At 71.6% G+C, this 25,058-nt stretch carries 24 protein-coding genes and 1 tRNA gene; 20 read left to right on the plus strand and 5 right to left on the minus strand.

The window, feature by feature from the left end:
- The first annotated feature begins 104 nt into the window (after positions 1-104).
- The 13 genes from BQ6202_RS04065 to der all read left to right on the plus strand — a co-directional run bounded on the left by BQ6202_RS04065 (position 105) and on the right by der (position 13,605).
- The gene (locus BQ6202_RS04065; protein WP_072313228.1) at positions 105-1,718 is read left to right on the plus strand and encodes a peptide ABC transporter substrate-binding protein; all 1,614 of its coding nucleotides are present in this window, start codon (positions 105-107) and stop codon (positions 1,716-1,718) included.
- Positions 1,715-3,109, plus strand: a complete 1,395-nt coding sequence (locus tag BQ6202_RS04070) for a M14 family zinc carboxypeptidase (RefSeq protein WP_234946112.1) — start codon at positions 1,715-1,717, stop codon at positions 3,107-3,109. Before BQ6202_RS04065 ends, BQ6202_RS04070 begins: the two co-directional genes overlap by 4 nt.
- Complete coding sequence (locus tag BQ6202_RS04075; protein ID WP_072313229.1) at positions 3,110-4,042, plus strand: ABC transporter permease; 933 nt, start codon at positions 3,110-3,112, stop codon at positions 4,040-4,042.
- The gene (locus BQ6202_RS04080; RefSeq protein ID WP_234946113.1) at positions 4,035-4,940 is read left to right on the plus strand and encodes an ABC transporter permease; all 906 of its coding nucleotides are present in this window, start codon (positions 4,035-4,037) and stop codon (positions 4,938-4,940) included. Before BQ6202_RS04075 ends, BQ6202_RS04080 begins: the two co-directional genes overlap by 8 nt.
- Positions 4,937-5,485, plus strand: a complete 549-nt coding sequence (locus BQ6202_RS04085; protein ID WP_072313230.1) for a GbsR/MarR family transcriptional regulator — start codon at positions 4,937-4,939, stop codon at positions 5,483-5,485. The genes BQ6202_RS04080 and BQ6202_RS04085 overlap by 4 nt, the downstream gene beginning before the upstream one ends.
- A complete protein-coding gene (locus BQ6202_RS04090) occupies positions 5,482-7,158 on the plus strand; it encodes an ABC transporter ATP-binding protein (RefSeq protein WP_072313231.1) in 1,677 nt (558 codons plus the stop codon). The genes BQ6202_RS04085 and BQ6202_RS04090 overlap by 4 nt, the downstream gene beginning before the upstream one ends.
- A 106-nt stretch (positions 7,159-7,264) precedes the next feature.
- Positions 7,265-8,113 (plus strand): ParA family protein, encoded by an 849-nt coding sequence (locus tag BQ6202_RS04095; protein WP_072313903.1) that lies wholly within the window; start codon positions 7,265-7,267, stop codon positions 8,111-8,113.
- Entirely contained in the window at positions 8,097-8,912 is an 816-nt protein-coding gene (locus BQ6202_RS04100) for a segregation and condensation protein A (protein ID WP_072313232.1), read from the plus strand. Before BQ6202_RS04095 ends, BQ6202_RS04100 begins: the two co-directional genes overlap by 17 nt.
- Positions 8,899-9,546, plus strand: a complete 648-nt coding sequence (gene scpB, locus BQ6202_RS04105) for an SMC-Scp complex subunit ScpB (protein ID WP_072313233.1) — start codon at positions 8,899-8,901, stop codon at positions 9,544-9,546. Before BQ6202_RS04100 ends, scpB begins: the two co-directional genes overlap by 14 nt.
- Complete coding sequence (locus tag BQ6202_RS04110) at positions 9,543-10,292, plus strand: pseudouridine synthase (RefSeq protein WP_072313234.1); 750 nt, start codon at positions 9,543-9,545, stop codon at positions 10,290-10,292. The genes scpB and BQ6202_RS04110 overlap by 4 nt, the downstream gene beginning before the upstream one ends.
- 10 nt (positions 10,293-10,302) lie before the next feature.
- On the plus strand, positions 10,303-11,382 hold the full coding sequence (locus BQ6202_RS04115; RefSeq protein ID WP_234946114.1) for a prephenate dehydrogenase: 1,080 nt from the start codon (positions 10,303-10,305) through the stop codon (positions 11,380-11,382).
- Positions 11,379-12,056, plus strand: a complete 678-nt coding sequence (gene cmk / locus BQ6202_RS04120; protein ID WP_072313236.1) for a (d)CMP kinase — start codon at positions 11,379-11,381, stop codon at positions 12,054-12,056. Before BQ6202_RS04115 ends, cmk begins: the two co-directional genes overlap by 4 nt.
- Complete coding sequence (der, locus tag BQ6202_RS04125) at positions 12,049-13,605, plus strand: ribosome biogenesis GTPase Der (protein ID WP_072313237.1); 1,557 nt, start codon at positions 12,049-12,051, stop codon at positions 13,603-13,605. Before cmk ends, der begins: the two co-directional genes overlap by 8 nt.
- 256 nt (positions 13,606-13,861) lie before the next feature.
- On the opposite strand, the gene pdxY is transcribed toward der, so the two are convergent.
- Genes pdxY through BQ6202_RS04145 form a run of 4 tightly spaced genes read right to left on the minus strand, consistent with a single transcriptional unit; the run spans position 13,862 to position 16,862 of the window.
- A complete protein-coding gene (gene pdxY / locus BQ6202_RS04130; RefSeq protein ID WP_072313238.1) occupies positions 13,862-14,728 on the minus strand; it encodes a pyridoxal kinase PdxY in 867 nt (288 codons plus the stop codon).
- Between the two features lie 52 nt (positions 14,729-14,780).
- Positions 14,781-15,293 (minus strand): DUF2017 family protein, encoded by a 513-nt coding sequence (locus BQ6202_RS04135; RefSeq protein WP_072313239.1) that lies wholly within the window; start codon positions 15,291-15,293, stop codon positions 14,781-14,783.
- Positions 15,290-15,601 carry an ATP-dependent Clp protease adaptor ClpS gene (locus BQ6202_RS04140; protein WP_072313240.1) on the minus strand — a complete coding sequence of 104 codons (312 nt, stop codon included), beginning with the start codon at positions 15,599-15,601 and terminating at the stop codon, positions 15,290-15,292. Before BQ6202_RS04140 ends, BQ6202_RS04135 begins: the two co-directional genes overlap by 4 nt.
- Positions 15,588-16,862, minus strand: a complete 1,275-nt coding sequence (locus BQ6202_RS04145; RefSeq protein ID WP_072313241.1) for an MFS transporter — start codon at positions 16,860-16,862, stop codon at positions 15,588-15,590. Before BQ6202_RS04145 ends, BQ6202_RS04140 begins: the two co-directional genes overlap by 14 nt.
- Positions 16,863-16,964: 102 nt before the next feature.
- On the opposite strand from BQ6202_RS04145, the gene BQ6202_RS04150 reads away from it, so the two are divergent.
- From BQ6202_RS04150 to BQ6202_RS04180, 7 genes are all read left to right on the plus strand, one after another.
- A complete protein-coding gene (locus BQ6202_RS04150; RefSeq protein ID WP_072313242.1) occupies positions 16,965-17,762 on the plus strand; it encodes a siderophore-interacting protein in 798 nt (265 codons plus the stop codon).
- 107 nt (positions 17,763-17,869) lie between these two features.
- Entirely contained in the window at positions 17,870-19,312 is a 1,443-nt protein-coding gene (locus BQ6202_RS04155; RefSeq protein WP_072313243.1) for a glyceraldehyde-3-phosphate dehydrogenase, read from the plus strand.
- 103 nt (positions 19,313-19,415) lie between these two features.
- Positions 19,416-19,910, plus strand: a complete 495-nt coding sequence (locus BQ6202_RS04160) for an FBP domain-containing protein (protein WP_072313244.1) — start codon at positions 19,416-19,418, stop codon at positions 19,908-19,910.
- A complete protein-coding gene (locus BQ6202_RS04165) occupies positions 19,910-21,124 on the plus strand; it encodes an amidohydrolase family protein (protein WP_072313245.1) in 1,215 nt (404 codons plus the stop codon). The genes BQ6202_RS04160 and BQ6202_RS04165 overlap by 1 nt, the downstream gene beginning before the upstream one ends.
- Positions 21,117-22,361 (plus strand): acetyl-CoA C-acetyltransferase, encoded by a 1,245-nt coding sequence (locus BQ6202_RS04170; RefSeq protein WP_072313246.1) that lies wholly within the window; start codon positions 21,117-21,119, stop codon positions 22,359-22,361. The genes BQ6202_RS04165 and BQ6202_RS04170 overlap by 8 nt, the downstream gene beginning before the upstream one ends.
- Positions 22,358-23,836, plus strand: coding sequence for a S10 family peptidase (locus BQ6202_RS04175; protein WP_072313247.1), 1,479 nt, complete (start codon positions 22,358-22,360; stop codon positions 23,834-23,836). Before BQ6202_RS04170 ends, BQ6202_RS04175 begins: the two co-directional genes overlap by 4 nt.
- A 223-nt stretch (positions 23,837-24,059) precedes the next feature.
- Positions 24,060-24,133: transfer RNA gene (locus BQ6202_RS04180), tRNA-Pro, on the plus strand.
- 321 nt (positions 24,134-24,454) lie between these two features.
- Here BQ6202_RS04180 and BQ6202_RS04185 read toward each other — a convergent pair.
- Positions 24,455-24,853, minus strand: a complete 399-nt coding sequence (locus BQ6202_RS04185; protein ID WP_072313248.1) for a GIY-YIG nuclease family protein — start codon at positions 24,851-24,853, stop codon at positions 24,455-24,457.
- Positions 24,854-25,058 lie beyond the last annotated feature (205 nt).

A 25,058-nucleotide genomic window follows, 5' to 3' on the forward strand; every position in this document is an offset into this window, starting at 1 on the left:
TGAATGTTCGTTGTGTCGGCCACGCTTTCCGCTTAGCCTCGCTCCAACGACCGGCGCTGGCCGCTCGTCCGCGGCCGTCCCGGCCCTGGCCTCCTGGAGGAGCAATGAAGCACCACGTCAAGGTGTCGGTGGCAGCGCTCGCGCTGGTCGCGCTGACGGTGTCCGGATGCGCGGCGAGCGACGACGGCGGCGGCAGCGAGCCGCAGGAGTCGTCGGCCGAGCCCCAGACGTTCCGCATGGCGGTCGAGGAGCCCGACCACCTGATCCCGGGCAACCACTTCGCCTCCTACGAGATCACGCAGTCGCTCTTCGCTCCGCTGACGGGCTTCGACGACGCCGGCGAGCTCGAGATGGTCGCCGCGGAGTCGGTCGAGTCCGACGACGCGACCACCTGGACCATCACGCTGCGCGAGGGCTGGACCTTCCACGACGGCACGCCCGTCACGGCGCAGGCCTACGTCGACACCTGGAACTACGCCGCCTACGGCCCCAACGCCTGGGTCAACGGCGGCCAGCTCAAGAACGTCGTCGGCTACGCCGAGATGAACCCCGCGGAGGGCGAGCCCGAAGCGACCGAGCTCGCCGGCCTCGAGGTCGTCGACGATCGCACCTTCACCGTCGAGCTCATCGGTGCCGACCGGCAGTTCCCCTTCCAGCTCACCGTCGGACAGACCGCGCTCTACCCGCTGCCGGAGTCGGCGTGGGCAGACCTCGAGGCCTTCGACCGCGCACCGATCGGCAACGGGCCGTTCATGATGGAGTCGGAGTGGGAGCCGAACGCCGAGATCTCGGTGGTGGCATACGAGGACTACGCGGGTGAGGCCCCGACGACCGACGGCATCACCTTCGTGCCCTACCTCGACACGACCGTGGCCTACACGGATGCGCTCGCGGGCGCCGTGGACATCGTCGGCATCGGCGCGAACCAGGCGGTGCAGGCCGAGAGCGACTTCGGCGAGCGCTTCCACGCCTTCGACGCCCCGGGCGTCGACTTCCTCGGCTTCCCGCTCGAGGATCCTCGCTTCGAGGACCCGCGGGTGCGCCAGGCGATCTCGATGGCGATCGACCGCGAGGCGATCAACCAGGCGATCTTCAACGGCACCCAGGTGCCCGCGACCTCGCTCACCGCGCCGAGCATGCCCGGCGACCCCGCCGGCATCTGCGGCGAGCTCTGCGAGTTCGACCCCGAGGCTGCGCGAGCGCTGCTCGAGGAGGCCGGTGGCTTCGAGGGCACCATGGAGCTGCTGTTCATCGGCGGCTGGGCGCAGGACGACCTGTTCCAGGCCTACGCCAACCAGCTCCGCGAGAACCTGCAGCTCGACGAGGTCGTCGCGACCCCGACCACCGACTTCGCGGCCTTCACCGAGCGCGTGGCGCAGGGCGACCTCGACGGGCCGTACCGCGCCCGCTGGGGCGCGCTCTACCCGAGCCAGCAGGACACGCTGCACTCGGTCTACACGGCGGACGGCGACGGCAACTCCGGCGCCGGTGGCTACAGCAGCGCAGAGGTCGACGCGCTCCTCGCCGAGGCGGATGCGGCCGAGACGCTCGAGGAGTCGCTCGCGGGCTACGAGGCGGCGCAGGAGCGGATCCTCGCCGACTTCCCGACCGTCCCCACCTTCGCGAACCGCTACCTGTACGTCACGTCGGATCGCATCGCCGAGCTCCCGACGATCTCTGGCGGCATCCGCTTCGCCGAGGTCGTGCTCGCACAGTGACCGCAGCCCCCACGTCGCGCGTGCGCGCCGGCTCGCCGGAGGACATCCTCCGGCGGGCCGCCGCCGTGCCCGCGCTCGACGGCTTCCCCACCCTCGACGAGCTCACCGAGCGCTTCGCCGCGATCGAGCGCGCGCATCCGGATCTCGTCACCTCCCGCCGGATCGGCACGAGCCGGCTCCACGAACCGCTGCGCGCCTACACGATCGGCGACGGCCCCCTCTCGCACCTCATCGTCGGCGGCGTGCACCCGAACGAGCCGATCGGCTCGTGGACGGCGCTGCACCTGCTCGAGCAGCTCATCGCCGACGCGTCGCTCCGCGAGTCGCTGGACGCGACCTGGCACATCGTGCCCTGCATCGATCCCGACGGCATGCGCCTCAACGAGGGCTGGTTCGCGGACCCCGCCGACCGCGCGACGTACTTCCGCGAGTTCTACCGCCCGGCCGGCGACGAGCAGGTCGAGTGGACCTTCCCCTTCGACTACAAGCGCGCCTACTTCGACCGCGTGATGCCCGAGACGCTCGCGCTCATGCGCATGATCGACCGCGTGCAGCCCGACCTCTACGTGCCGCTCCACAACGCCGAGATGGGCGGCGTCTACTACTACCTGACCCGCCCGGTGCCCGAGCTCTACGACATGCTCTCGCGGGTGCCGACGAGCCTCGGCATCCCGCTCGACCGCGGTGAGCCGGAGGCGGGGCACCTGACGGAGCTCGCCCCCGCGATCTTCATGTCGGGCAGTCTCGAGGAGGTCTACGACTGGACCGAGTCCCTCGGCATCGACCCCTACCCGGAGGGCTCCGGCGGTGATGCCTCGAGCGCCTACGCCCTGCGCTACGGCACGCTCTCGCTCATCGCCGAGCTGCCGCACTGGATGCATCCGGACGCCGACGACACGAGCGCGGCGGACGAGTCCTACGCCGAGCTGCTGACGCGGGTCGGCACGGAGCTCGCGGCCTCCGGCACCCGGCTCGTGCACCTGCTCGAGCTCGCCGGGCCGCACCTGGGCATCCGCACGCCCTTCCTGCGCGCATCCGAGCGCTTCGTGCCGATGCTGGTCTCGAGCGGCGCGCTCATGGTCTCGCGCGCGGCGCAGCCGGAGGCGCAGCGCACGGCGACCGTCGCGGAGCGCTTCGGCTGCGTCGAGCAGCTGCACATGTTCCGCCTCCGGTTCGGGGGGATGCTGCTGCGCGCGATGCGCGCAGAGGTCACCACCGGCACCGCGACGGCCGAGCTGCGCCGCGTGGCCGACGAGACGGCGGCGCTGCTCGCGGGCTGGGCCGCCGAGGCGGAGGACGAGCGCATCCGGAGCATCCCGGTCGCGACGCTCGTCGGCGTGCAGTACGGCGCGGTGCTGTCGGGAGCCGCCCACCTGGCGGGAGCGCTGTAGATGCGCACGGCCGCCGGCATCCTGCAGCGCGTCGCGAGCTTCGCGATCGTGTTCTTCGGCGTCACGTTCATCATCTACTTCGCGGTCTTCAGCCTGCCCGGCGACCCGATCAGGGCGCTCGCGGGCGACCGGGCGCTGCCGCAGTCGGTGGTCGACGCGCTGCGCGAGCAGTACAACCTCGACGCGCCGCTGTGGCAGCAGTACCTCACCTACATCGGCGGCCTGTTCCGGGGCGACTTCGGCATCACCTTCCAGGGGAGACCGGTCGGCGAGCAGATGCTCTCGCGCTGGCCGGTCACCATCACGCTCGCGCTCTCGGCCTGGATGCTCGAGGCCGTGGTCGGCATCCTCATCGGCGTCGTCTCGGCGCTCACTCGCGGTTCGGTGATCGACAAGGGCCTGCTCGGCATCACGGTGATCGCGAGCTGCATCCCGGTGTTCGTGCTGGGCGTCGTCGCGCAGCTGATCTTCGGCGTGCAGCTCGACTGGCTGCCGGTCGCCGGCATCACCGAGGGCTGGCCGACCTCCTACATCCTGCCCTCCGCGGTCATCGCGCTCTTCGGCCTCGCGGCGGTGTCGCGACTCGTGCGCAGCTCGGTGCTCGAGAACCTCAGCGCCGGCTACGTCACGACGGCCCGAGCCAAGGGCATCGGCGAGGGCCGCATCGTCGGCCTGCACGTCATGCGCAACTCGCTGATCCCGGCGACGACATTCCTCGCGACGGATCTCGGCTTCCTGCTCGGCGGCACGGTCATCATCGAGGGCATCTTCAACCTGCCGGGTGTCGGCAACCTGCTCTTCACCGCCATCCGCACGCACGAGGGGCCGACGGTCGTCGGCATCTCGACCGCGCTCATCCTGATCTTCCTCATCACGACGATCGTCGTGGATGCCCTGCATGCTCTGCTCGACCCGAGGACGCGCCGTGGCTGATCTGCCCACCAACACCAAGGCCATGTCGACGGCGCTCGCCAGGAGCGCCGGCCGCAAGGGCGGCCTGCGACAGCTCATGCGCCAGCCGCTGTTCTGGCTGCCCGTCGCCGTGCTCGCCGTGCTGCTGGCGTTCGCGATCGCGCCGGCACCCTTCGCGGCCCTGTTCGGCAACGGCGATCCGCGCTCCTGCAGCCTCGCGAACAGCTCGGGGCTCCCGAGCGCCGGGCATCCCTTCGGCTTCGACCTGCAGGGCTGCGACATCTGGGCGAACTCCGTCCACGGCGCGCAAGCATCGATCACCGTCGGCGTGCTCGCGACCGCGATCTCGCTCGCGATCGCCATCCTGCTCGGCACGATCGCCGGGCTCTACGGCGGCGTCGCCGACTGGCTCATCTCCCGCCTCACCGAGGTCTTCCTCGGCTTCCCCTTCCTGCTCGCGGCGATCGTCGTGCTCAACAGCCTGGGCGATCGCAGCGTGCTGACCGTGAGCCTCGTGCTCGGTGTCTTCGGCTGGCCGACGATGGCGCGGCTCGTGCGCACCTCCGTGCGCGCCATCCGCACGAGCGAGTACGTGCTCGCCGCCCGCACGATGGGGCTCGGACAGCTGCGCATCATCACGCGCTACGTGCTGCCGAACGCGCTGACGCCCGTCATCGTGCTCGCGACCATCGCGATCGGCGCGGTCATCGTCGCCGAGAGCTCGCTCACCTACCTCGGCATCGGCCTGCAGCCGCCGGCCATCTCCTGGGGCCTGCAGATCGCCGCGGGCTCCCGGGTGTTCCAGACCGCGCCGCATATCATCATGCTGCCGTCGCTCATGCTGGCCCTCACGGTGCTCTCGGTCATCGGCCTGGGTGAGTCGCTGCGAACGGCGTTCGACCCGAGGAGGCAGCAGTGAACGCGAGGGACGACCAGAGGCCAGACGCCGACGCGGATGACGCTGTCGACGCCCGCGAGCAGGCGCGGCGCCAGTTCGCCGAGGACCTCAGCTTCATCTGGGAGATGGCGGGCACCTCGCGCATGGACGGCCGGGTGCTCGGCTATCTCATGATCACCGACAAGCCCTACCTCTCGTCTGCTCAGATCGCGAAGGCCCTGCACGCGAGCGCGGGCTCCGTCTCGATGGCCACGCGTCGCCTGATGGACACGCGCTTCATCCGCCGCCACTCCGTGCCGGGCGATCGCGCGCACTACTTCATGGCCGAGGACGACCCGTGGGGCAGCTTCCTCGCCAACGAGCAGCGCTACTTCGACCGCGAGATCGAGGTGATCGACAAGGCGCTCACCCAGCTCGCGCCTGAGGAGAGTGCCGCCCAGACCCGGCTGACCAACGGCAGGGACTACCTGAACTGGGTCATGGACCACCACCACAAGATGCTCGCCGAGTGGAACGAGCACAAGCGCGCACGCGATGCCGCGGCGGCAGAGGAAGCAGACGGATGAGCGACTCGAGCGAGGGCGCGGAGCGCGCGACGGCGACGGATGGCGGGCCGATCCTCGCGGTCGAGCGGCTGAGCGTCACCTTCGACGTCGACGGCGACACGGCGGTGAGCGTCGTCTCGGCGTCGTTCGAGGTCGGGCGCGACGAGATCGTCGCGATCGTCGGCGAGTCGGGCTCCGGCAAGAGCGTCACCGCCCTCTCGATCCTCGGGCTGCTGCCGAAGAACGCGACGGTCTCCGGCTCGATCCGGTTCGACGGCCGCGAGCTGCTCGGCCTCGAGCGGCGAGCGCTGCGCGAGGTGCGGGGCTCGGGCATCGCCATGATCTTCCAGGATCCGATGGCGGCGCTGAACCCGGTCTTCACGATCGGCTTCCAGCTCGTCGAGGCCATCCGCGCGCACGATCGCAGCCTGAGCGGGGCGCGAGCGCGGGCGAGGGCGCTCGAGCTGCTCGAGCTCGTCGAGATCCCCGAGCCTGCGCGCAGGCTGCGCAGCTTCCCGCACGAGTTCTCGGGCGGCCAGGCGCAGCGCGTGGTCATCGCCATGGCGCTCGCGAACGACCCGGCGCTGCTGATCGCCGACGAGCCGACGACTGCGCTCGACGTCACGGTGCAGGCCGAGATCCTCGACGTGCTGCGGCGGATGCGCACGAGGCTGCGCTCGAGCGTGCTCGTGATCACGCACGACATGGGCGTGGTCGCTGACCTCGCCGACCGCGTCGTGGTCATGCGGGAGGGGCGCATCGAGGAGTCGAAGCCGGTGCTGGAGCTCTTCGAGCGGCCGGAGTCGCCCTACACGCAGCAGCTGCTCGCGGCGGTGCCGCGGTTCGGCGAGCGCGCGGCCTCGGCCGCGCCGGAGGGTGAGGCGCTGCCGGCGCTCGACGTGCAGGACCTCGTCGTGGAGTACGGCAGCAGGCTGCGCGGCAAGGTGCGCGCCGTCGACGGCGTCTCCCTGCGCGTGCAGCCGGGCGAGATCCTGGGCGTCGTGGGGGAGTCGGGCAGCGGCAAGACCACCATCGGGCGCGCGGCGATCGGCCTCGCGCCGATCTCCGGCGGCGAGATCCACGTCGCCGGCACGCGGGTCGGTGCGGCATCGCGCGCGGATCGCACGGCGATGCGCCGCTCGGTCGGCGTCGTGTTCCAGAACCCGTCGATGTCGCTCAACCCGCGCTACTCGATCCAGCAGACGATCGCGGAGCCGCTGCGCGTGATCGGCGGGCTGGGCGCCGACGCGGTGCGGGAGCGCTCCGCGGCGCTGCTCGACTCGGTCGGGCTCGGCTCCCGCTGGCTCGAGCGCTACCCGCACGAGCTCTCGGGCGGGCAGCGCCAGCGCGTGGCCATCGCGCGCGCGGTCGCCCTCGAGCCTCGCCTCCTGATCGCCGACGAGCCGACCAGCGCGCTCGACGTCTCGGTGCAGGCGCAGGTGCTCGACGTGTTCCGCGAGCTGCAGGAGCGCCTGGGCTTCGCGTGCCTGTTCGTCAGCCACGACCTCGCGGTCGTCGACACCCTGTGCGACCGGGTCGCGGTGATGCACCGCGGCCGCGTCGTGGAGCAGGGCCCGCGCGATCGCGTGCTCGCGCATCCGACCGACGACTACACGCGGCGCCTCATCGATTCTGCGCCCGTGCCGGATCCCACCGAGCAGCGGCGGCGGCGCGAGGAGCGCATCGCTGGTTGAGCCTCAACCAGAGGTTGAGATACACGCCGCACGGGCCTACCGCCCGAAGTCGGCGGGGGTTCCTAGACTCGGGAGCGTGAGCACGAGCAACGAGACCCTGGCCGGCATGGAGGCGCCCGCGCTCGGGCCGACCGGGCGCCCGGTGCGGGAGTTCCCGGAGCCCGCGCCGCTCGCGTCGCACGGCCCGGCGCGCATCATCACGATGTGCAACCAGAAGGGCGGCGTCGGCAAGACGACGACCTCCATCAACCTGGGCGCGGCCGTCGCCGACTACGGCCGCCGCGTGCTCGCGATCGACTTCGACCCGCAGGGTGCGCTCAGCGCCGGCCTCGGCGTCGACAACCACGACGCCACCACGATCTACGACCTGCTGCTCAACCCCCGCCTCGACCCGCGCGAGGCGATCCAGCAGACCAGCGTCGAGGGCCTCGACGTCATCGCCGCGAACATCGACCTCTCGGCAGCAGAGGTGCACCTCGTCAACGAGGTCGCGCGCGAGCAGATCCTGGCGCGCGTGCTGCGCCGGGTCGCAGACGACTACGACCTCATCCTGATCGACTGCCAGCCGTCGCTGGGCCTCCTCACCGTCAACGCGCTCACCGCAGCGCACGGCGTGCTCATCCCGCTCGAGAGCGAGTACTTCGCGCTCCGCGGCGTCGCGCTGCTCAAGGAGACGATCGAGAAGGTGCAGGATCGCCTGAACCCGGCGCTCCAGCTCGACGGCATCCTCGTGACGATGTTCGACTCCCGCACCCTGCACGCCCGAGAGGTCATGGATCGCGTGGTCGAGACCTTCGGCGACACCGTGCTCGACACGGTCGTGCGCCGCACGGTGAAGTTCCCCGATGCATCCGTCGCCGGTGTGCCGGTGACGCAGTTCGCCCCCGAGCACGCGGCAGCAGAGATCCATCGCCAGCTCGCGCGCGAGCTGATCGCCCGTGGCGCGATCGCCTGACGACGAGCAGGCCGAGGGCGGGTTCCGCCTCGCGCTCGACAACTTCGACGGGCCGTTCGACCTGCTGCTGACGCTCATCGGCAACCGCTCGCTCGACGTCACCGAGATCGCGCTGGGGCGGGTGACGGATGAGTTCATCGCCTACGTGCGCACGCTCGACACCCACGAGGAGCTCGAGCAGGCGAGCGAGTTCATCGTGGTCGCGGCGACGCTGCTCGACCTCAAGATCGCCTCGCTGCTGCCCGCTGGCGACGTCGTCGACAGCGAGGACGTCGCGCTGCTCGAGGCCCGCGACCTGCTCTTCGCGCGCCTGCTGCAGTACCGCGCGTTCAAGCAGGCGGCGCTGTGGGCGGCCGAGCGCATCGGTGAGGAGTTGAGCAGGCACCCGCGGTCGGTGCGCCTCGAGGATCGCTTCCGGCAGCGCACGCCAGAGCTGAAGTGGACCCTCTCGGCCGACGACTTCGCCGCACTGGCGCTGCTGGCGCTCACGCCCAGGGAGCTGCCGAGCGTCGGCCTCACGCACCTCCACGCGCCGCTCGTGTCGATCCGCGAGCAGGCCGCCCACATCGTCTCGCGCCTGCGCCAGGCGGGCACGACCACCTTCCGCGAGCTGATCGCGGGCGAGGCGACCCGCGGCGTCATCGTCGCCCGCTTCCTCGCGGTGCTCGAGCTCTATCGGCACGCGGCCATCACCTTCGAGCAGCTCGAGCCGCTGGGCGAGCTGTCGATCAGCTGGACCGGCCACGACTTCCGCGACGAGGACCTCGTGAGCCTGGGGGCAGACTATGACCATGCATGAGACGGATGCGGTGCCCGCCGAGGGCACGCAGGTGACGCAGGGCGAGGCTCAGCCCGGCACCGCGGACGAGCAGGTCGCCGACCGCTCGCACCTGCCGCTCGAGCGGCGCATCGAGGCGATCCTGATGGTGGCCGACGAGCCGCAGGGTGCCGTGCACCTCGCGACCGCGCTGCGCGCGCCCGTGCGCGCGGTCAAGGCGGCCATCGAGGCGCTGCGCGACGACTACGACGGGCGCGGTGAGGGGCCCGAGCGCGGCTTCGAGCTGCGCGAGGTCGGCGGCGGCTGGCGCATCTACGTGCGCGCCGCCTACGACGTCGACGCCGCCGACTTCGTGCTCACCCAGACGCCGACCAAGCTCTCGCAGGCGGCGCTCGAGACGCTCGCGGTCATCGCCTACAAGCAGCCCATCACGCGCGGGGCCGTCGCCGCCATCCGCGCCGTGAACGTCGACTCCGTCGTGCGCACGCTGCTGGGCCGCGGGCTGATCCGCGAGGCCTTCGCCGACGCCGAGACCGGCGCCATCAACTACGAGACGACCGAGCTGCTGCTGACCCAGCTGGGGCTCAACTCGCTCGACGAGCTGCCGCCGATCAGCCCGCTGCTGCCGGACGGCGAGGAGGACGTGTTCGCATGACAGATCCCAGCACCGAGGGGGAGCGCCTGCAGAAGGTGCTCGCCGCCGCCGGCGTCGCCAGCCGCCGCGTCGTCGAGGACATGATCGTCGCCGGCCGCATCACGGTCGACGGCAGCGTCGTCACCGAGCTCGGCAGCCGCATCCACCCTGACGCGCAGGTGACGGTCGACGGCACGGCCGTGCAGCTCGACACCACGAAGCGGTACCTCATGCTGAACAAGCCGACGGGCGTGGTCTCGACGATGTCCGACGAGCGCGGGCGGCCGGACCTCCGCGAGTTCGTCGCCGAGATCGACGAGCGCGTGTACAACGTCGGCCGCCTCGACGCCGACACCTCCGGGCTCCTCATCCTCACGAACGACGGCGATCTCGCCCACGTGCTCGCGCATCCGTCCTTCGGGGTCGAGAAGACGTACGTCGCGAAGGTGCGCGGCGCGGTCGACCAGCGCGTCATCCGGCGCCTGCTCGACGGCTTCGAGCTCGACGACGGCTCGATCAGCGCCGACGACGCGCGAGTGATCGGCACGCCCTCGAAGGGCTTCTCGATGGTCGAGCTGACCCTGCACTCGGGCCGCAACCGCATCGTGCGGCGGATGCTCGACCACGTCGGGCACCCGGTGGTCGAGCTCGTGCGCCGCTCGTTCGGGCCGCTGCACCTCGGCACGCTCCGGTCGGGCATGGTGCGCGAACTCACTACGATGGAGCGCGGTGCCATCCTCACGCTCTCGAGGGGTGCCAAGAGCTGAAGGAGCCCTCGTGACCCACCGACTGCGCGGCCCCGTGCGCATCGTCGGCACGGGCCTGCTCGGCACCTCCATCGGGCTCGGCCTCGCCGCGCGCGGTGTCGAGGTGCAGCTCACCGACGCCTCACCGACCGCGATGCGCCTGGCCGCCGACTACGGCGCCGGCAGGCTCGCCGAGCCGGGTGACGCGCCTGAGCTGATCGTCGTCGCCGTGCCGCCGGACGTCACGGCGCGGGTCGTCGCGGCCGAGCTCGAGGCGTTCCCGGACGCGGTGGTCACCGACGTCGCGTCGGTCAAGGCCGTGCCGCTCGCGCAGCTGCGCGCGCTCGGCGCCGACGTCAGCCGCTACCTCGGCTCGCACCCGATGGCGGGGCGCGAGCGCTCCGGCGCGCTGGCCGGCAGCGGCGACCTCTTCGTCGGGCGCCCGTGGGTGATCGCCGGCCACGACGCGATCTCCTACCAGCGCGGCAGCCTCGTCGACGACCTGATCCTCGACCTCGGCGCCGTGCCGATCGAGTCGACGCCCGACGAGCACGACCGCGCCGTGGCGATCGTCAGCCACGTGCCGCAGCTCGTCTCCTCCCTCATGGCAGCGCGGCTCGCTGACGCGCCCGACGAGGCGCTCCGCCTCGCGGGTGGTGGCGTTCGCGACGTGACGCGCGTCGCGGCCAGCGACCCGGCCCTCTGGATCCAGATCCTCGGCGCCAACGCGCCTGCCGTCGTCGAGCAGCTGCGCGCCCTGCAGGTCGACCTGCAGGCGCTGGTCGACGCGCTCGACGCGCCCGAAGCATCCGGCAGTCGCAAGACGATGGCGGATGCGCTGCGCGCCGGCAACGAGGGCGTGGCACGCCTGCCGGGCAAGCACGGCACGCACACGCGGTTCACGCGCGTGCAGGTGCGCGTCGACGATCGGCCGGGGCACCTCGCGAGGCTGCTCGCCGACATCGGTGACGCGGGCGTGAACCTCGAGGACCTGCGGCTCGAGCACGCGGAGGGCGCGCAGTTCGGCGTCGCCGAGATCACCGTGCTGCCCGAGACCGTCGTGCACCTGCACGAGGCGCTCGAGCAGCTGGGCTGGCAGGTGGTGGCATGAGCACCGAGCGGACGAGCACGGTCGTCGCGATCGACGGGCCTGCCGGCAGCGGCAAGTCCTCGGTGGCGCGCGCGGTCGCGCGCGAGCTGGGCTTCCAGTTCCTCGACACCGGCGCCGCGTACCGGGCGCTCACGTGGCTGATCCTGGAGCGCGGCGGCGACACCGACGACGAGGCGACGGTGGTCGGCAGCCTCGAGGCGCTGGCCTCGCTCGAGCTGACCGTCGATGCCGCGGGCCAGCGCGTCGCGATCGAGGGGCACGACGTCACCGAAGCGATCCGCACGGAGCGCATCTCGGGCGCCGTCTCCGGCGTCGCGCGGACGATCGCCGCGCGCGAGGCCGTCAACATCCGCTTCCGCGACGTCATCGCGGAGGCGCGGCCCGGCATCGTCGCCGAGGGCCGCGACATCACGACCGTCGTCGCACCCGACGCCGACGTGCGCGTGCTGCTGACCGCTGACGAGGCCGTGCGCATCCGACGCCGCTTCGGCGACGTCGGCGGCGACGAGGACCAGGTGGGCGCGCGCCTCGCGGCGCGCGACGCCTCCGATTCCCAGGTGGTCGACTTCCTGCACGCTGCTGACGGCGTGACCGTGGTCGACTCCACTGACCTGACCTTCGACGAGACGGTCGACGCGATCGTCCGCCTCGCGACCGAGGAGCACCATGACTGACCAGCACGACGACCAGCAGGACACCGGCCTCGAGCCCCAGGCGCTCGAGCCGACCGGGGCCGACACCGACGAGCTCGCGGCCGAGCTCCTCGAGAGCGACGACTTCGAGACCGACGAGGCGCGCGTCAACGCGCTCCGCGCGGGCCTCGCCGACTACGAGCTCGACGCCGAGGATGCCGCGCTCCTCGACCTCGCCGAGGCGGATCCCGACGCCTTCCGCGTCATGCCGGCGCTGCCGGTGCTCGCGATCGTGGGCCGGCCGAACGTCGGCAAGTCGGCGCTCGTGAACCGCATCCTCGGCCGCCGCGAGGCCGTCGTCGAGGACACGCCCGGCGTCACGCGCGACCGCGTCTCCTACAAGGCCGAGTGGAACGGGCGCCGCTTCACGCTCGTCGACACCGGCGGCTGGGAGCCCGACGCGCGCGGCATCGACCGCTCGGTGGCCATGCAGGCCGAGATCGCGGTCGAGCTCGCCGACGCGGTGCTCTTCATCGTCGACGTGAACGTCGGCCCCACGTCGACCGACGAGCACGTCGTGCGCATGCTGCGCCAGTCGAACCGCCCCGTCATCCTGGTCGCGAACAAGGCCGACGACCAGCGTCGTGACCTGGAGGCCTCGTCGCTCTGGAGCCTCGGCCTCGGCGAGCCGAACCCGGTCTCTGCGCTGCACGGCCGCGGCGTCGCCGACGTGCTCGACCTCGCGATGGCCGCGCTGCCCGAGGTCTCGGCGGTGGCCAAGGAGGAGTACGGCGGGCCTCGCCGCGTCGCGCTGCTCGGCCGCCCGAACGTGGGCAAGTCGAGCCTGCTGAACAAGGCCGCGGGGGAGGAGCGGGTCGTCGTCAACGAGATGGCCGGCACCACGCGCGACCCGATCGACGAGCAGATCGAGCTCGGCGGGCGCGTGTGGCGCTTCGTCGACACCGCGGGCATCCGTCGCCGCGTGCACCTGCAGCAGGGCGCCGACTTCTACGCGACCCTCCGCACGCAGGCAGCGCTGGAGAAGGCCGAGGTGGCCGTGGTGCTCCTCGACGTGACCGCGCCGCTCAGCGAGCAGGACGTGCGCATCATCGACCTCGTGCTCGAGTCGGGCCGAGCGCTCGTGCTGGCGTTCAACAAGTGGGATCAGCTCGACGACGAGCGCCGCCGCTACCTCGAGCGCGAGATCGAGCAGGATCTGGCGCACGTCGACTGGGCGCCGCGCGTCAACATCTCGGCGCGGACGGGCCGCCACCTCGAGAAGCTCGTGCCCGCGCTCGAGACCGCCCTCGAGTCGTGGGACACCCGCATCCCCACCGGCAAGCTCAACGCGTTCATCGCGGACATCGTCGCCGCCCACCCGCACCCGCTGCGCGGTGGCAAGCAGCCGCGCATCCTGTTCGCGACGCAGGCGTCGACGCGCCCGCCGACCTTCGTGCTGTTCACGACCGGCTTCCTCGACCCGCAGTACCGCCGCTTCATCACGCGGCGCCTGCGCGAGGACTACGGCTTCGAGGGCAGCCCGATCGTCGTGAACATGCGCGTGCGCGAGAAGCGCACGCGCCGCACGTAGCCCTCCGCAGGTCGAGGAGCGCGCGCCGCAGGCGCACGACCCCCCTCCCCGTAGGTCGAGGAGCGCGCGCCGCAGGCGCACGCCCCCCGTAGGTCGAGGAGCGCGCGCCGCAGGCGCACGCGTCACGAGACCGGTGAGCGGCCCCTGCGGTCTCGTGACGGCAGCGAGCCTGCGGCCCGCGGCCTCCTCGACCTACGGGGGTCTCGTGACGGCAGCGAGCCTGCGGCCCGCGGCCTCCTCGACCTGCGGGGGAGCCTCAGCGCACCTGGCGCGCGCTGAACTGCATGCGGGGGTTCGCGAACGCGTCCTGCGCCTGCACGATGCGCAGCTCGCGCTCGCCCGACTCGATCGTCACCTGCAGCAGGTCGAAGACGCTCGACGCGGTGCGCTCCAGCGCCGTCGCGGCTGAACCCGTCTCGCGGCAGTGCGCGGTGAACAGCGCGCTCGTGACGTCGCCGGAGCCGTTCGCCTTGAACGGCAGGTGCGGCGTCTGCACGATCCACGCGCCCTCGTCGTCGACGACGAGCATCTCGATCGTGCCGGAGCCGTCGGGCATGCTCTCGCGGTCGGGGCGCAGCACGCTCGTGACCAGCACGGTGCGCGGGCCGAGGTCGCGCGCGCGGTCGGCCGACTCGAGCGTCGAGGCGAGCGTGTCGGGCTCGGTGTGCGTCATGAAGCCCAGCTCGAACTGGTTGGGCGTGATGATGTCGGCGTGCGGCACGACGCGCTCGCGGATGAGCGGCGGGATGGCAGGCGCGACGAAGCAGCCGGAGCTCGCGTTGCCCATCACCGGGTCGCAGGTGAACGAGGCGGCGGGGTTCGCCGCCTTCACGCGGGCCACCGCATCCACCACCACGTCGACGATCTCCTCGCCGCCGAGGTAGCCCGACAGCACGCCGTCGACCGTCGGCAGGACGCCGCGGTCCTCGATGCCCGCGACCACCGAGCGCACGTCGTCGGCCGCGATCGCCGGCCCGCCCCACGCGCCGTAGCCGGTGTGGTTCGAGAAGTTGACGGTGAGCACGGGCCACACCTCGTGCCCGATGCGCTGGAGCGGGAAGACGGCGGCGGAGTTGCCCACGTGCCCGTAGGCGACGTGCGACTGGATCGACAGGAACCTCATCCTGCGATTCTTCCACCGCGCGGACGTCGTGGCGACCGCGACGTGCGACCGGCTACTCGAGCGCCTCGAGCAGCGTCGCCTGCGCGAAGCCGAGCCAATCGACGACGTCGCGCAGCTGCGCGATGTCCTCCTCGGTCACGTCGGGCGCGAGCTGCTCGCGATCCTGCCCGGTGCGCACGAACAGCACCAGCCGCACCTCGCCGAGCGACCGCACCCACGCATCCGCGCCCTCTGCGTCGACCGCGATCTGCAGCTCGGCGTCGTCGCGGTCGTCGCCCTCCGCCGGCAGCGCCGCCTCGAGGTCGACGACCATGCGGGTCAGCGTCTGGATGCGGTCAGCGGCGATGTCGGGCGAGGCGAGCCGGCGGAACTCGGCCGCCTCGGCCGCGCTGCCGTAGGCGCTGGGGTAGAGGCGCTCCATCACCGGATCCTCCAGCAGCGCGCGCTCGTCGATGACGGCCCGGTGCAGCTCGAGCACCTGCCGCCCGAGGTTCGCGAGCATGTCGGCCTCGTCGGGCAGCATCGAGCAGGTCGCGCCCGCGCCGTCGCGGCGCCACGACCTCATGCAGAGACCCGCTCGAGCGTGGCGACGAGGCCGTCCGCGTGCAGTCCGGCCACGTGCATCTCCTGCTCCTCGCGCGAGCCCTGCGCGACGGCGGTGCGGCCGTCGCGCTCGGCGAGCTGCATGAGCTCATGGGCGCGGTCGCGGCTGTAGCCGAAGCGGCGCATGAGCACGCGCACCACGTAGGGCTGCAGGCTCACCGGATCGTCCCAGAGCATGGTCGACCACTCGCCGCCGAGGGCCGACTCGGAGGGCGTGGTGCTGGTGCCGGCCGCCGCATCGGTCGCGGTCTCGCCGTCAGCCGCGCGCACGGTCGATCACCTCGAAGCCCGCCGTGGTCGGGCCGAGCACCGTCACGACGATCGAGTGCTGCGCCGTGTCGGGCGTGGTGCGATCGACCGCGAGGCTCCACAGCGCCAGCAGGAAGCCGGCCCCGGCGAGCGCGACGCCGATCCAGGCTGGAGCGAGGTAGCCGAGGCCGGCAGCGATGACGGCGCCGCCGAGCGCAGCGCCGAGCGCGTTGCCGACGTTGAACGCGGCGTGGTTGGTCGCGGCGCCGAGCAGCTCCGCCTCGCCGGCGATGCGCATGATGCGCGCCTGGATGGCGGGGTTCAGCACCGATCCGGCACCGCCGATGCAGAACGCCAGCACGAACATGGCGACCGGCTGCGCGCCCAGCAGCGCGAACAGCGCGAGCGACACGATCAGCAGCGGGAACGCGATGATGACCGTGCGGCGGATGCTGCGGTCTGCCGCCCAGCCGCCGATCACGTTGCCGATGGTCATGCCGACGCCGATCGTGGCGAGCAGCCAGGCGATGGCCGATTGCGGCAGCTCGGCCACGCGCGTGACGATCTCTGCGGCGTAGGAGTAGACGGCGAAGAAGCCGCCGAAGCCGATGCAGCCGACGGCGATCATCAGCCAGAGCCGGGGGTTCCTGAAGGCTCCGAGCTCCTGCTTGGCGCTGCGCGTCGGGTCGCCGGCAACCCGCGGCAGCACGAACCACGCGAGCACGAGCGTGGCCACGAAGATGACGGCGACCGCGACGTAGGTCCACCGCCAGCCGGCGACCTGGCCGAGCCACGTGCCCAGCGGCACGCCGATGATGTTCGCGACCGTGAGGCCGGAGAGGGCCAGCGCGACACCGGCGCCCTGCCGGCCCGGCCCCATGATGCGCGCGGCGAGCAGCGCGGCGACACCGAAGAACGCGCCGTGCGGCAGCCCGGAGACGAAGCGAGCCAGCACGGTCAGCTCGAAGGTCGGCATGAGCGCGCTGGCGAGGTTCGAGACGGTGAAGGCGACGGCGAGGAGCAGCACGAGGGTGCGCTGCGACATCCGCGCCGCCCAGACCGAGACGAGCGGAGCGCCGACGACGACGCCGAGCGCGTAGGCCGAGATCAACCATCCGGCCTGCGCGATGCCACCGGCGGGATCGGCCTCGAAGCCCGGCACGAGCTCGGTGGCGGCCAGCGGCAGGATGCCCATGGTGGCGAACTCGGTGGTGCCGATGCCGAAGCCGCCGAGTGCGAGGGTGAAGAGCGCGAGGAACCTGCGCGCGGGAGAGAGCTGCATGCTGCTCACGATCGTACGCGGATGCGGCGGTGAGGGATGCTTTGCTACATTGGTTAGGCTTGCCTCACTTCGAGGCCCCACCACCATCACGGAGGCTTCCTCATGGCCGGACCCGAGCGCGTCGCCGCGGTCGCACCGAAGTTCATCGAGCTCGAGGTGCTGGAGAACCAGCAGCTGTCGCCGCACATCCGGCGCGTGACGCTCGGCGGCGACGAGGTCTCGGCGATGACGCCGCAGGGCTACGACCAGTGGTTCCGGTTCTTCATGCGGCGCGAGGGCCAGGAGTCGCTGCACGTGCCGAAGAGCCCCTCCACGTGGTTCCCGCAGTACCTCGCGATGCGGGCCTCGAACCGCCCGTGGATCCGCAACTACACCGTGCGCGGCTTCCGCCTCGAGAGCGGCGAGCTCGACATCGACTTCGTCTGCCACGAGGACCCGGGTCCCGGCGCCGCCTGGGCCATGCGCGCGGAGCGCGGCGAGCGCGCGGTCCTGCTCGACGAGGGCCTGCTCTACAACGACAACGGCCTGCCGGGCGACGTGCTGATGGTCGGCGACGAGTCGGCGCTGCCGGCGATCGCGGGCATCTGCGAGTCGCTCGACGAGGGCGTTCGCGGCACCGCCGTGATCGAGGTCGGGCACCGTGACGACATCCAGCAGTTCGAGCGGCCGATGAACGTCGACGTGCGCTGGATCGAGCGCGGCCAGGCCCGAGCCGGCGACGCGGCGCTCGAGGAGCTGCGCGGCCTGCACCTGGCCGACGACCTCGGCTACGCCTACTCGGCGGGCGAGCAGCTGCTCGCCACGGGCACGCGTCGCCACCTGGTGCGCGACCGCGGCATGGAGAAGCAGCGCATCACCTTCACGGGCTACTGGAAGCTCGGCAAGGCGTACGTCTCCTGAACTGAGCCGGGGGAAAGTTCGCGAGAACTTTCGCTCCCGTCACGTTGCTGGCAACCTGACGCACGTTTCCGCCATGAGGCGCGCATCCGCTTGCCTATCGTGAAGACGTGCCCACCGCATCACCGCTTCCCGTCGACAGCGCCCACCAGGCGTGGCTCGACCGCGTCGCGCTGGCCGAGCAGGCCGTGCCGATCATCGGCCGCCTGTACCGCGAGCGCGATGTCGTCACCCACGTGCACGGCAAGAAGCTGGTGAACCAGTCGCCGATCGACATCCTGAAGGCGCACCGGTGGGCCCGGCGCATCGGCGAGCGCGTGCTGCGGGTCGAGGACACCATGGCGGTGCTGCGGATCGCCGACGAGGAGGGGCTGCGCGGCGTCTCGATCGACCTCGGACGCCTGCTGGTCGACGCGCCCGTGGAGGGCTTCGACGCCTTCGTGCGCGAGCACCTCGCTGCACTGCCCTCCTGGTCGCAGGACGAGCCGACCGACGTGGTGCTCTACGGCTTCGGTCGCATCGGGCGCCTGCTCGCCCGCATCCTCATCGGGCACGCGGGCAGCGGCCTCGGCCTGCGGCTGCGCGCCATCGTCGTGCGCAAGGGCGGCGAGGACGACCTCGAGAAGCGGGCGAGCCTGCTGCGCCGCGACTCCGTGCACGGCGCGTTCCTCGGCACGATCGAGGTCGACCGCGAGGCGAGCACGATCCTCGCGAACGGCACGCTCATCCAGGTCATCTACTCCGACGACCCCACGACCGTCGACTACGCGCAGCACGGCATCGAGCGCGCGATCGTCGTCGACAACACGGGTCGCTGGCGCGACGAGGCCGGCCTCGCGCAGCACCTCGAGTGCCCCGGCATCGAGCGCGTCGTGCTCACCGCACCTGGCAAGAGTCCGCTGAAGAACATCGTCTTCGGCGTCAACCACGACGCGATCGCCGAGGACGACCGGATCGTCACGGCCGCCTCGTGCACCACGAACGCCATCACGCCCGTGCTCCAGATCATCAACGACGCCTACGGCATCGAGCACGGCCACGTCGAGACGGTGCACTCCTACACGAACGACCAGAACCTGATCGACAACTTCCACAAGGGCGCGCGTCGCGGCCGCTCGGCGGCGCTCAACATGGTGCTCACCGAGACCGGCGCCGCGAAGGCCGTCGCGAAGGCGCTGCCGGAGCTCGAGGGCAAGCTCACCGGCAACGCGATCCGCGTGCCGACGCCGGATGTGTCGATGGCGATCCTGAACCTCCACCTCGAGCAGGCGGTCGACCGCGACGCGGTCAACGACCTGCTGCGGCGCACCTCGCTCACGGGCGCGCTGCGTGCGCAGATCGACTTCACCGACTCGCCTGAGGTGGTCTCGACCGACTTCGTCGGCAACAACCGCGCCGGCATCGTCGACGGTCTCGCGACCATCGCGTCCGGCCGCCACCTCGTGCTCTACGTCTGGTACGACAACGAGTACGGGTACTCGTCGCAGGTCGTGCGCGTGATCGAGCACATGGCCGACCAGCTGGCCAAGGCGCGCCAGCTGCTGCCGGCCTGACACAGACTTGCCGCCGTCGGGACTCTCCTGGGTGGAGGCCCGACGGCGGCAAACCCCCTCTGCTCCGCATCGGTGCGCAGGCGCATCCGATAGCGTCGAGCGCATGCGTGACGTGACCGAGACCGAGCTGCGGAGCTGCTTCGTCAACGCGACGCGGAGCGAGCTCGAGCAGCTGCCGATGCCCGGCCTGCACGAGACGATCTGGGCGGAGCGCGAGTTCCTCGGCTGGCGCGACCCGCGCTTCCGGCGCCTCGGCTACCTCGTGCACTGGCGCGGCGACGAGCTGGTCGGCCTCGTCGTGCGCGGGGCGCCAGGCGGCATGCGCCCGGGCATCGCGGCCATGTGCTCGCTGTGCCACTCGACGCAGCCGGCGACGCAGGTGCGCATGTTCACCGCGCGGCTCGCCGACCTCGACGGCGACACCGGCAGCACGATCGGCACCTACATCTGCGAGGCGCTCGACTGCTCCCACATCATCCGCACCGGGCCGCCGGTGCTGCTGACCTCCGACCGCATCGCGTCGCGGTCGGCCGCGTTGCTCGAGCGCGTGACGCGCTTCACCGCGCGCGTCGAGCGTGCCGTGAGGGAGGCACGGTGATGCGTCGGCTCGCGGGTGTCGCCGACGTGCGCGCCTGGGGCGGGCCGGCGGTCGACCTCGTCTTCGCGGGGGATCGGATCGCGTCGGTCGTGCCGCACGAGCCCGGCGCGCTGCGGCGTCGGGTGCCCGAGGGTGAGGTGCTCGACGGTCGCGGCCTGCTGGCGCTGCCGACGATCGTCAACGCCCACGCGCACATCGACAAGTCCTGGCTCGGCCTGCCGTGGCAGTCCTACGGCGGCGAGGGCGGCACCGACGGCCGCATCCAGCACGAGCGGGCTCGCCGCGACGAGCTCGGGATCCCGAGCGTCGAGCGCACCGCTGCGGTGCTCGACGCGCACGTGCGGCACGGCACCACGGCGCTGCGCACGCACGTCGACGTCGACCTGGGCGTCGAGCTGCGGGGGATCGAGGCCGTGCGGGAGGCGGTGGCGGCCTACGAGGGTGCCGTCGAGGCGACGATCGTCGCGTTCCCGCAGGACGGCGTGCTGCGTCGGCCCGGTGTGCTCGAGCTGCTCGAGGCTGCCGCGGCGGCCGGTGCCGACCACATCGGCGGGCTCGACCCCGCATCCATCGACCGCGACCCGGTCGGGCAGCTCGACGGCATCTTCGCGATCGCCGAGCGTCACGGCGTTGGCATCGACATCCACCTGCACGACGCCGCGGAGCTCGGCGCGTTCCAGCTCGAGCTGATCGTCGAGCGCACGGCTCGGCTCGGGCTCGCGGGCCGCGTCAACATCGCCCACGGCTTCGCCATCGCGCAGCTCGAGGCGCCCCGCCGCACCGACCTGCTGCAGGCGATGGGCGAGCTCGGCATCACCTTCACGACCGTCGCGCCCCTGCGGCTGCCGCAGCTGCCGCTTGCCGAGCTCGACGCGGCTCGCGTCGGGTTCGCGTTCGGGACCGACGGCATCCGCGACCTGTGGAGCCCCTACGGCGACGGCGACACGCTCGCCATCGCGCGGCAGTATGCACGGGCGTCGTCGGTCGTGCGCGACGAGGACCTGCAGCGCGTCGTCGAGCTCGCCACGCGGGATGCCGCGCGATTCGTGGGCCGCGACGTGCACGACCTGGTGGCGGGAGCGCGCGCCGACGTGGTGCTGCTCGACGCAGAGCACGCGATGGATGCGCTCGTCAGCGCCCCGAGGCGAGCGGCCGTCGTCGGCGGCGGGCGACTGCTGCACGAGGAGCCGAGCGAGGGAGACCACCGTGGCTGACGCCTTCATCCTGGATGCGCTGCGCACCCCGCGGGGGCGCCGTCGCGGCGCGCTCGCCGAGGTGCACCCCGTGCAGCTCGCCGGCGGCCTGCTCGGCGCGCTCGCCGGCCGCGGCATCGACGCCGATCGGATCGACGACGTCGTGCTCGGCACGGTGTCTGCGGTCGGCGAGCAGGGCGGCGTGCTCGCGCGCGCCGCGGTGCACGCGGGCGGGCTGCCGGACACCGTGCCCGGCATGCAGGTCAACCGCTACTGCGCCTCCGGGCTCGAGGCGGTCACGACGGCTGCGGGTCGCGTGGCGGCCGGCTTCGACCAGCTGATCGTCGCGGGCGGCGTCGAGTCGATGTCGCGCGTGCCGCTCGGCTCCGACGGCGGGCCCTACGCGATCGACCCGGCGACGCTGCTGCCGTGGAGCCTCATCCCGCAGGGCGTGAGCGCCGACGCCATCGCCTCGCTCGACGGCTTCACGCGCGAGGACGTCGACGCCTATGCCGCGCAGTCGCAGCAGCGTGCGGCCACGGCGTGGGAGCGCGGCGGCTTCGCTCGCTCGATCGTGCCCGTGACGGGCGAGGGTGGCGTCGTGCTGCTCGAGCGCGACGAGCACGTGCGGCCCGGCACGACGACGGAGGCGCTGGCCGGGCTGGCACCGGCCTTCGCGGCGTTCGGGGAGGCCGGCTTCGACGCCCTCGTGCGCGAGCGCCACCCCGAGATCGACCGCGTCGAGCACGTGCACACCGCGGGCAACTCCTCCGGGATCGTCGATGGCGCGGGCCTCGTGGTGATCGGCAGCGGCGAGGCGGCCTCGTCGCTCGGGCTCGCACCACGCGCCCGCATCGTCGCGGCGACCTCCGTCGGCTCAGACCCGACCCTGATGCTCACGGGGCCGGTCGCCGCCACCGAGAAGGTGCTCGCGCGGGCCGGGCTCAGCCACGACGACATCGACCTGTACGAGATCAACGAGGCCTTCGCATCCGTCGTGCTGCACTGGCTGCGCGAGACGGGCGTCGACCCGGAGCGCACCAACGTGTCGGGCGGCGCGATCGCGCTCGGGCATCCGCTCGGCGCGACCGGCGCGATGCTGCTCGGCATGGCGCTCGACGAGCTCGAGCGGCGCGACCAGCAGCGCGCGCTCGTCTCGCTCTGCGTTGGCGGCGGGATGGCCTCGGCGATGATCATCGAGCGGCTCGGAGCGCTGCCGCGAAGGCGGGCGGAGCCGCTCGATAGGCTCGAGGGGTGAGTGATGACGCCACCAAGACCGAGTCCGCAGCCGCTGCCGAGCCCAAGGAGCCGTCGGTCACCGACGAGCTCGTGATCACGCAGCACACGCTGACGACACCCGACGGAGACCTCGCCTACACCGCCCGAGCGGGCCGCGTGGTGCTGTGGGAGGAGCGCGTGGAGGACGACGTCTTCCGCGGCCGCAAGCCCCGCGCGCAGGTCGCGATCACCGCCTACACGCTCGACGGCGCCGATCCGACGACGCGCCCCGTGACCTTCGCCTTCAACGGCGGACCGGGCTCGGCGAGCGTCTGGCTGCACATGGGCGTGCTCGGGCCGAAGCGCGTCGTGATGGGTGATGCGGGCGAGCTCGCGCCGCCGCCCTACGCCGTCGCCGACAACCCCGAGTCGCTGCTCGCGGTGAGCGACCTCGTCTTCATCGACCCGGTGTCGACCGGGCGCTCGCGGCCCGTCGAGGGGCAGAAGGCGAAGGACTTCCACGGCTTCACCGCGGACATCGAGTCGGTGGCCGAGATCATCCGCCAGTGGGTGACGGCGGAGGGTCGCTGGCTGAGCCCGAAGTTCCTGGCGGGGGAGTCGTACGGCACGACCCGCGCCGCCGGCCTCGCGCAGCACCTGCAGGAGAGCCTGGGGATGTACCTCAACGGCCTGCTGATGATCTCGAGCGTGCTCGACTTCTCCACGGCGAACTTCTCGCGCGGTGGCGACCGCGCGCATGCGCTCTACCTGCCGTTCTACGCGGCGACCGCGTGGCGGCACGGCTTCCACGAGGGGCGCTCGCTCGAGGAGGTCGTCGACGAGGCACGGGCCTACGCGGCGCGCGACTACCCCTACGTGCTGGGGCGCGGCGCCCGCCTGACGGCGGACGAGCGTGCGGATGCGGTGGCCACCGTCGCGCGCCTCACCGGCCTGTCCGAAACCTACGTCGACCGCGCGAACCTGCGCATCGAGCACTGGCGCTACTTCGGCGAGCTGCTGCGCGACCGCGGGCAGAGCGTCGGTCGCCTCGACTCGCGCTTCACGGGGCCGGCGGCGAGCGGCATCGCCGAGCACATGGATGCCGACCCGTCGATGGACGCCATCCTCGGCCCGTACGCGGCGGCGTACCAGCACTACCTGCACCACGAGCTCGACGTGCGCGACAGCGGCCCGTTCCACGTGTTCGGCAAGGACGTGATCGAGCACTGGAGCTACAAGGAGTTCGAGAACGCCCCGGTCTACGTGATCGACAAGCTCTCGCGCGCGATGCGGCAGAACCCGCACCTCGCGGTGCACTTCGCCTACGGCTGGTTCGACGGCGCCACGCCGTTCTCGGCCGCAGAGGACTCCGTCGCGCACTTGCAGATCCCGGATGCGCTGCGCGACAACCTGGAGCACCGCTACTACGAGGCGGGCCACATGATGTACGTGCACGAGCCCTCGCGCCTGGCACAGTCCTCCGACCTCGCCGACTTCGTCCGCCGCCGCTCCTGACCCCCGCCCCGCCGGTCGAGGAGCGCGCCCGCCCGCTGCCGGTCGAGGAGCGCGCCCGGCGAAGCCGGGCACGCGTCACGAGACCCGCGCCCCAGGCGACGAGCCCCCTCGCCCCCTGAGCCGCTCCGCGCCACAGGCGCTGAGCGTGTCGAAGGGAACGCACCACCCCGCAGATGCGCTAGTCTTTCTTGGTTGCCTTCGGGCACTTCGATCGCAAGATCGACGGGCTGTGGCGCAGCTTGGTAGCGCACCTGACTGGGGGTCAGGGGGTCGCAGGTTCAAATCCTGTCAGCCCGACAGAAAAGCCCAGGTGAGAGCTTATTTTTCACCTGGGCTTCGTCGTTCCCGTCCGAGAGTTTATGGGGACCTTCGTGGACTGGGTTCCGTTGCATCACGATGTCGACGAGGGGGCGGCTGCCAAGCGCCGGGACACAGGCGGCACACTGGCGCCCCATTCGACGCTCGTGACAGAGATCAACGGTGCGGTGAGGTCCGCGTTGCGGAACTAGACCGCCTGACGGTATGCGATCTAGATGCCTCGAAGCGGTGACGACCTAGTTTCGGTTCAACTCGTAACGGCGGCTGTCGAGCGCGCCCCTAAGATGACTTTCGGCTGCATCAATGTCCCGCGTCGGCGTGGACGGATCGAAGACGCGCAGCAACGAGAAAGCGGAAGCTGGTCGGGTCTCGTCGGCGCAGCTCAACATCACCGCCGTGTCCGGTCGTCGCATACACGTTCCAGCGCTGCCGGATGCTCTCGGCGCCGTCCGCCTTGCCGACATAAGGTCGACCATCTCGGGTGTCCGTGATCAGGTAGATCCCGGCGACCGAGGACATCGCGGTCCGCCACGAGGCGTAACGGTGCTCGCGCATCACCGCCTGGAGCTGCACATAGCTGAGCACGAGGCGGTCGAAGCCTGGGAACAGGATGGGCTCGGCGTCGGCGATATCAACGACTGGATAGCTCGCAGCCGTGGTGGCATTCGTCCGCCGGGTGCGCGGCGATCGCCATTCCATAGCGAGCCGACTTACTCGGCCAGGTGTGCAGGTTCGTCTGCGCTCGGTCGTTCGAGCTCCTGCCTGGCTACTCCATGCCGCCCAAGATCGAGCCATCCGTGGTTTCTTGGGCGGCGCGCTTCACGTCCCGTAGGGAAGCTGTGTTGCTCAAGTCACAACGTCCGATCTATTGCCTTGGCGCGTTCGTTGCCTCATAACTAGGGGC

It is taken from the genome of Agrococcus sp. Marseille-P2731 (assembly GCF_900117395.1).
Classification (GTDB): Bacteria; Actinomycetota; Actinomycetes; order Actinomycetales; family Microbacteriaceae; genus Agrococcus.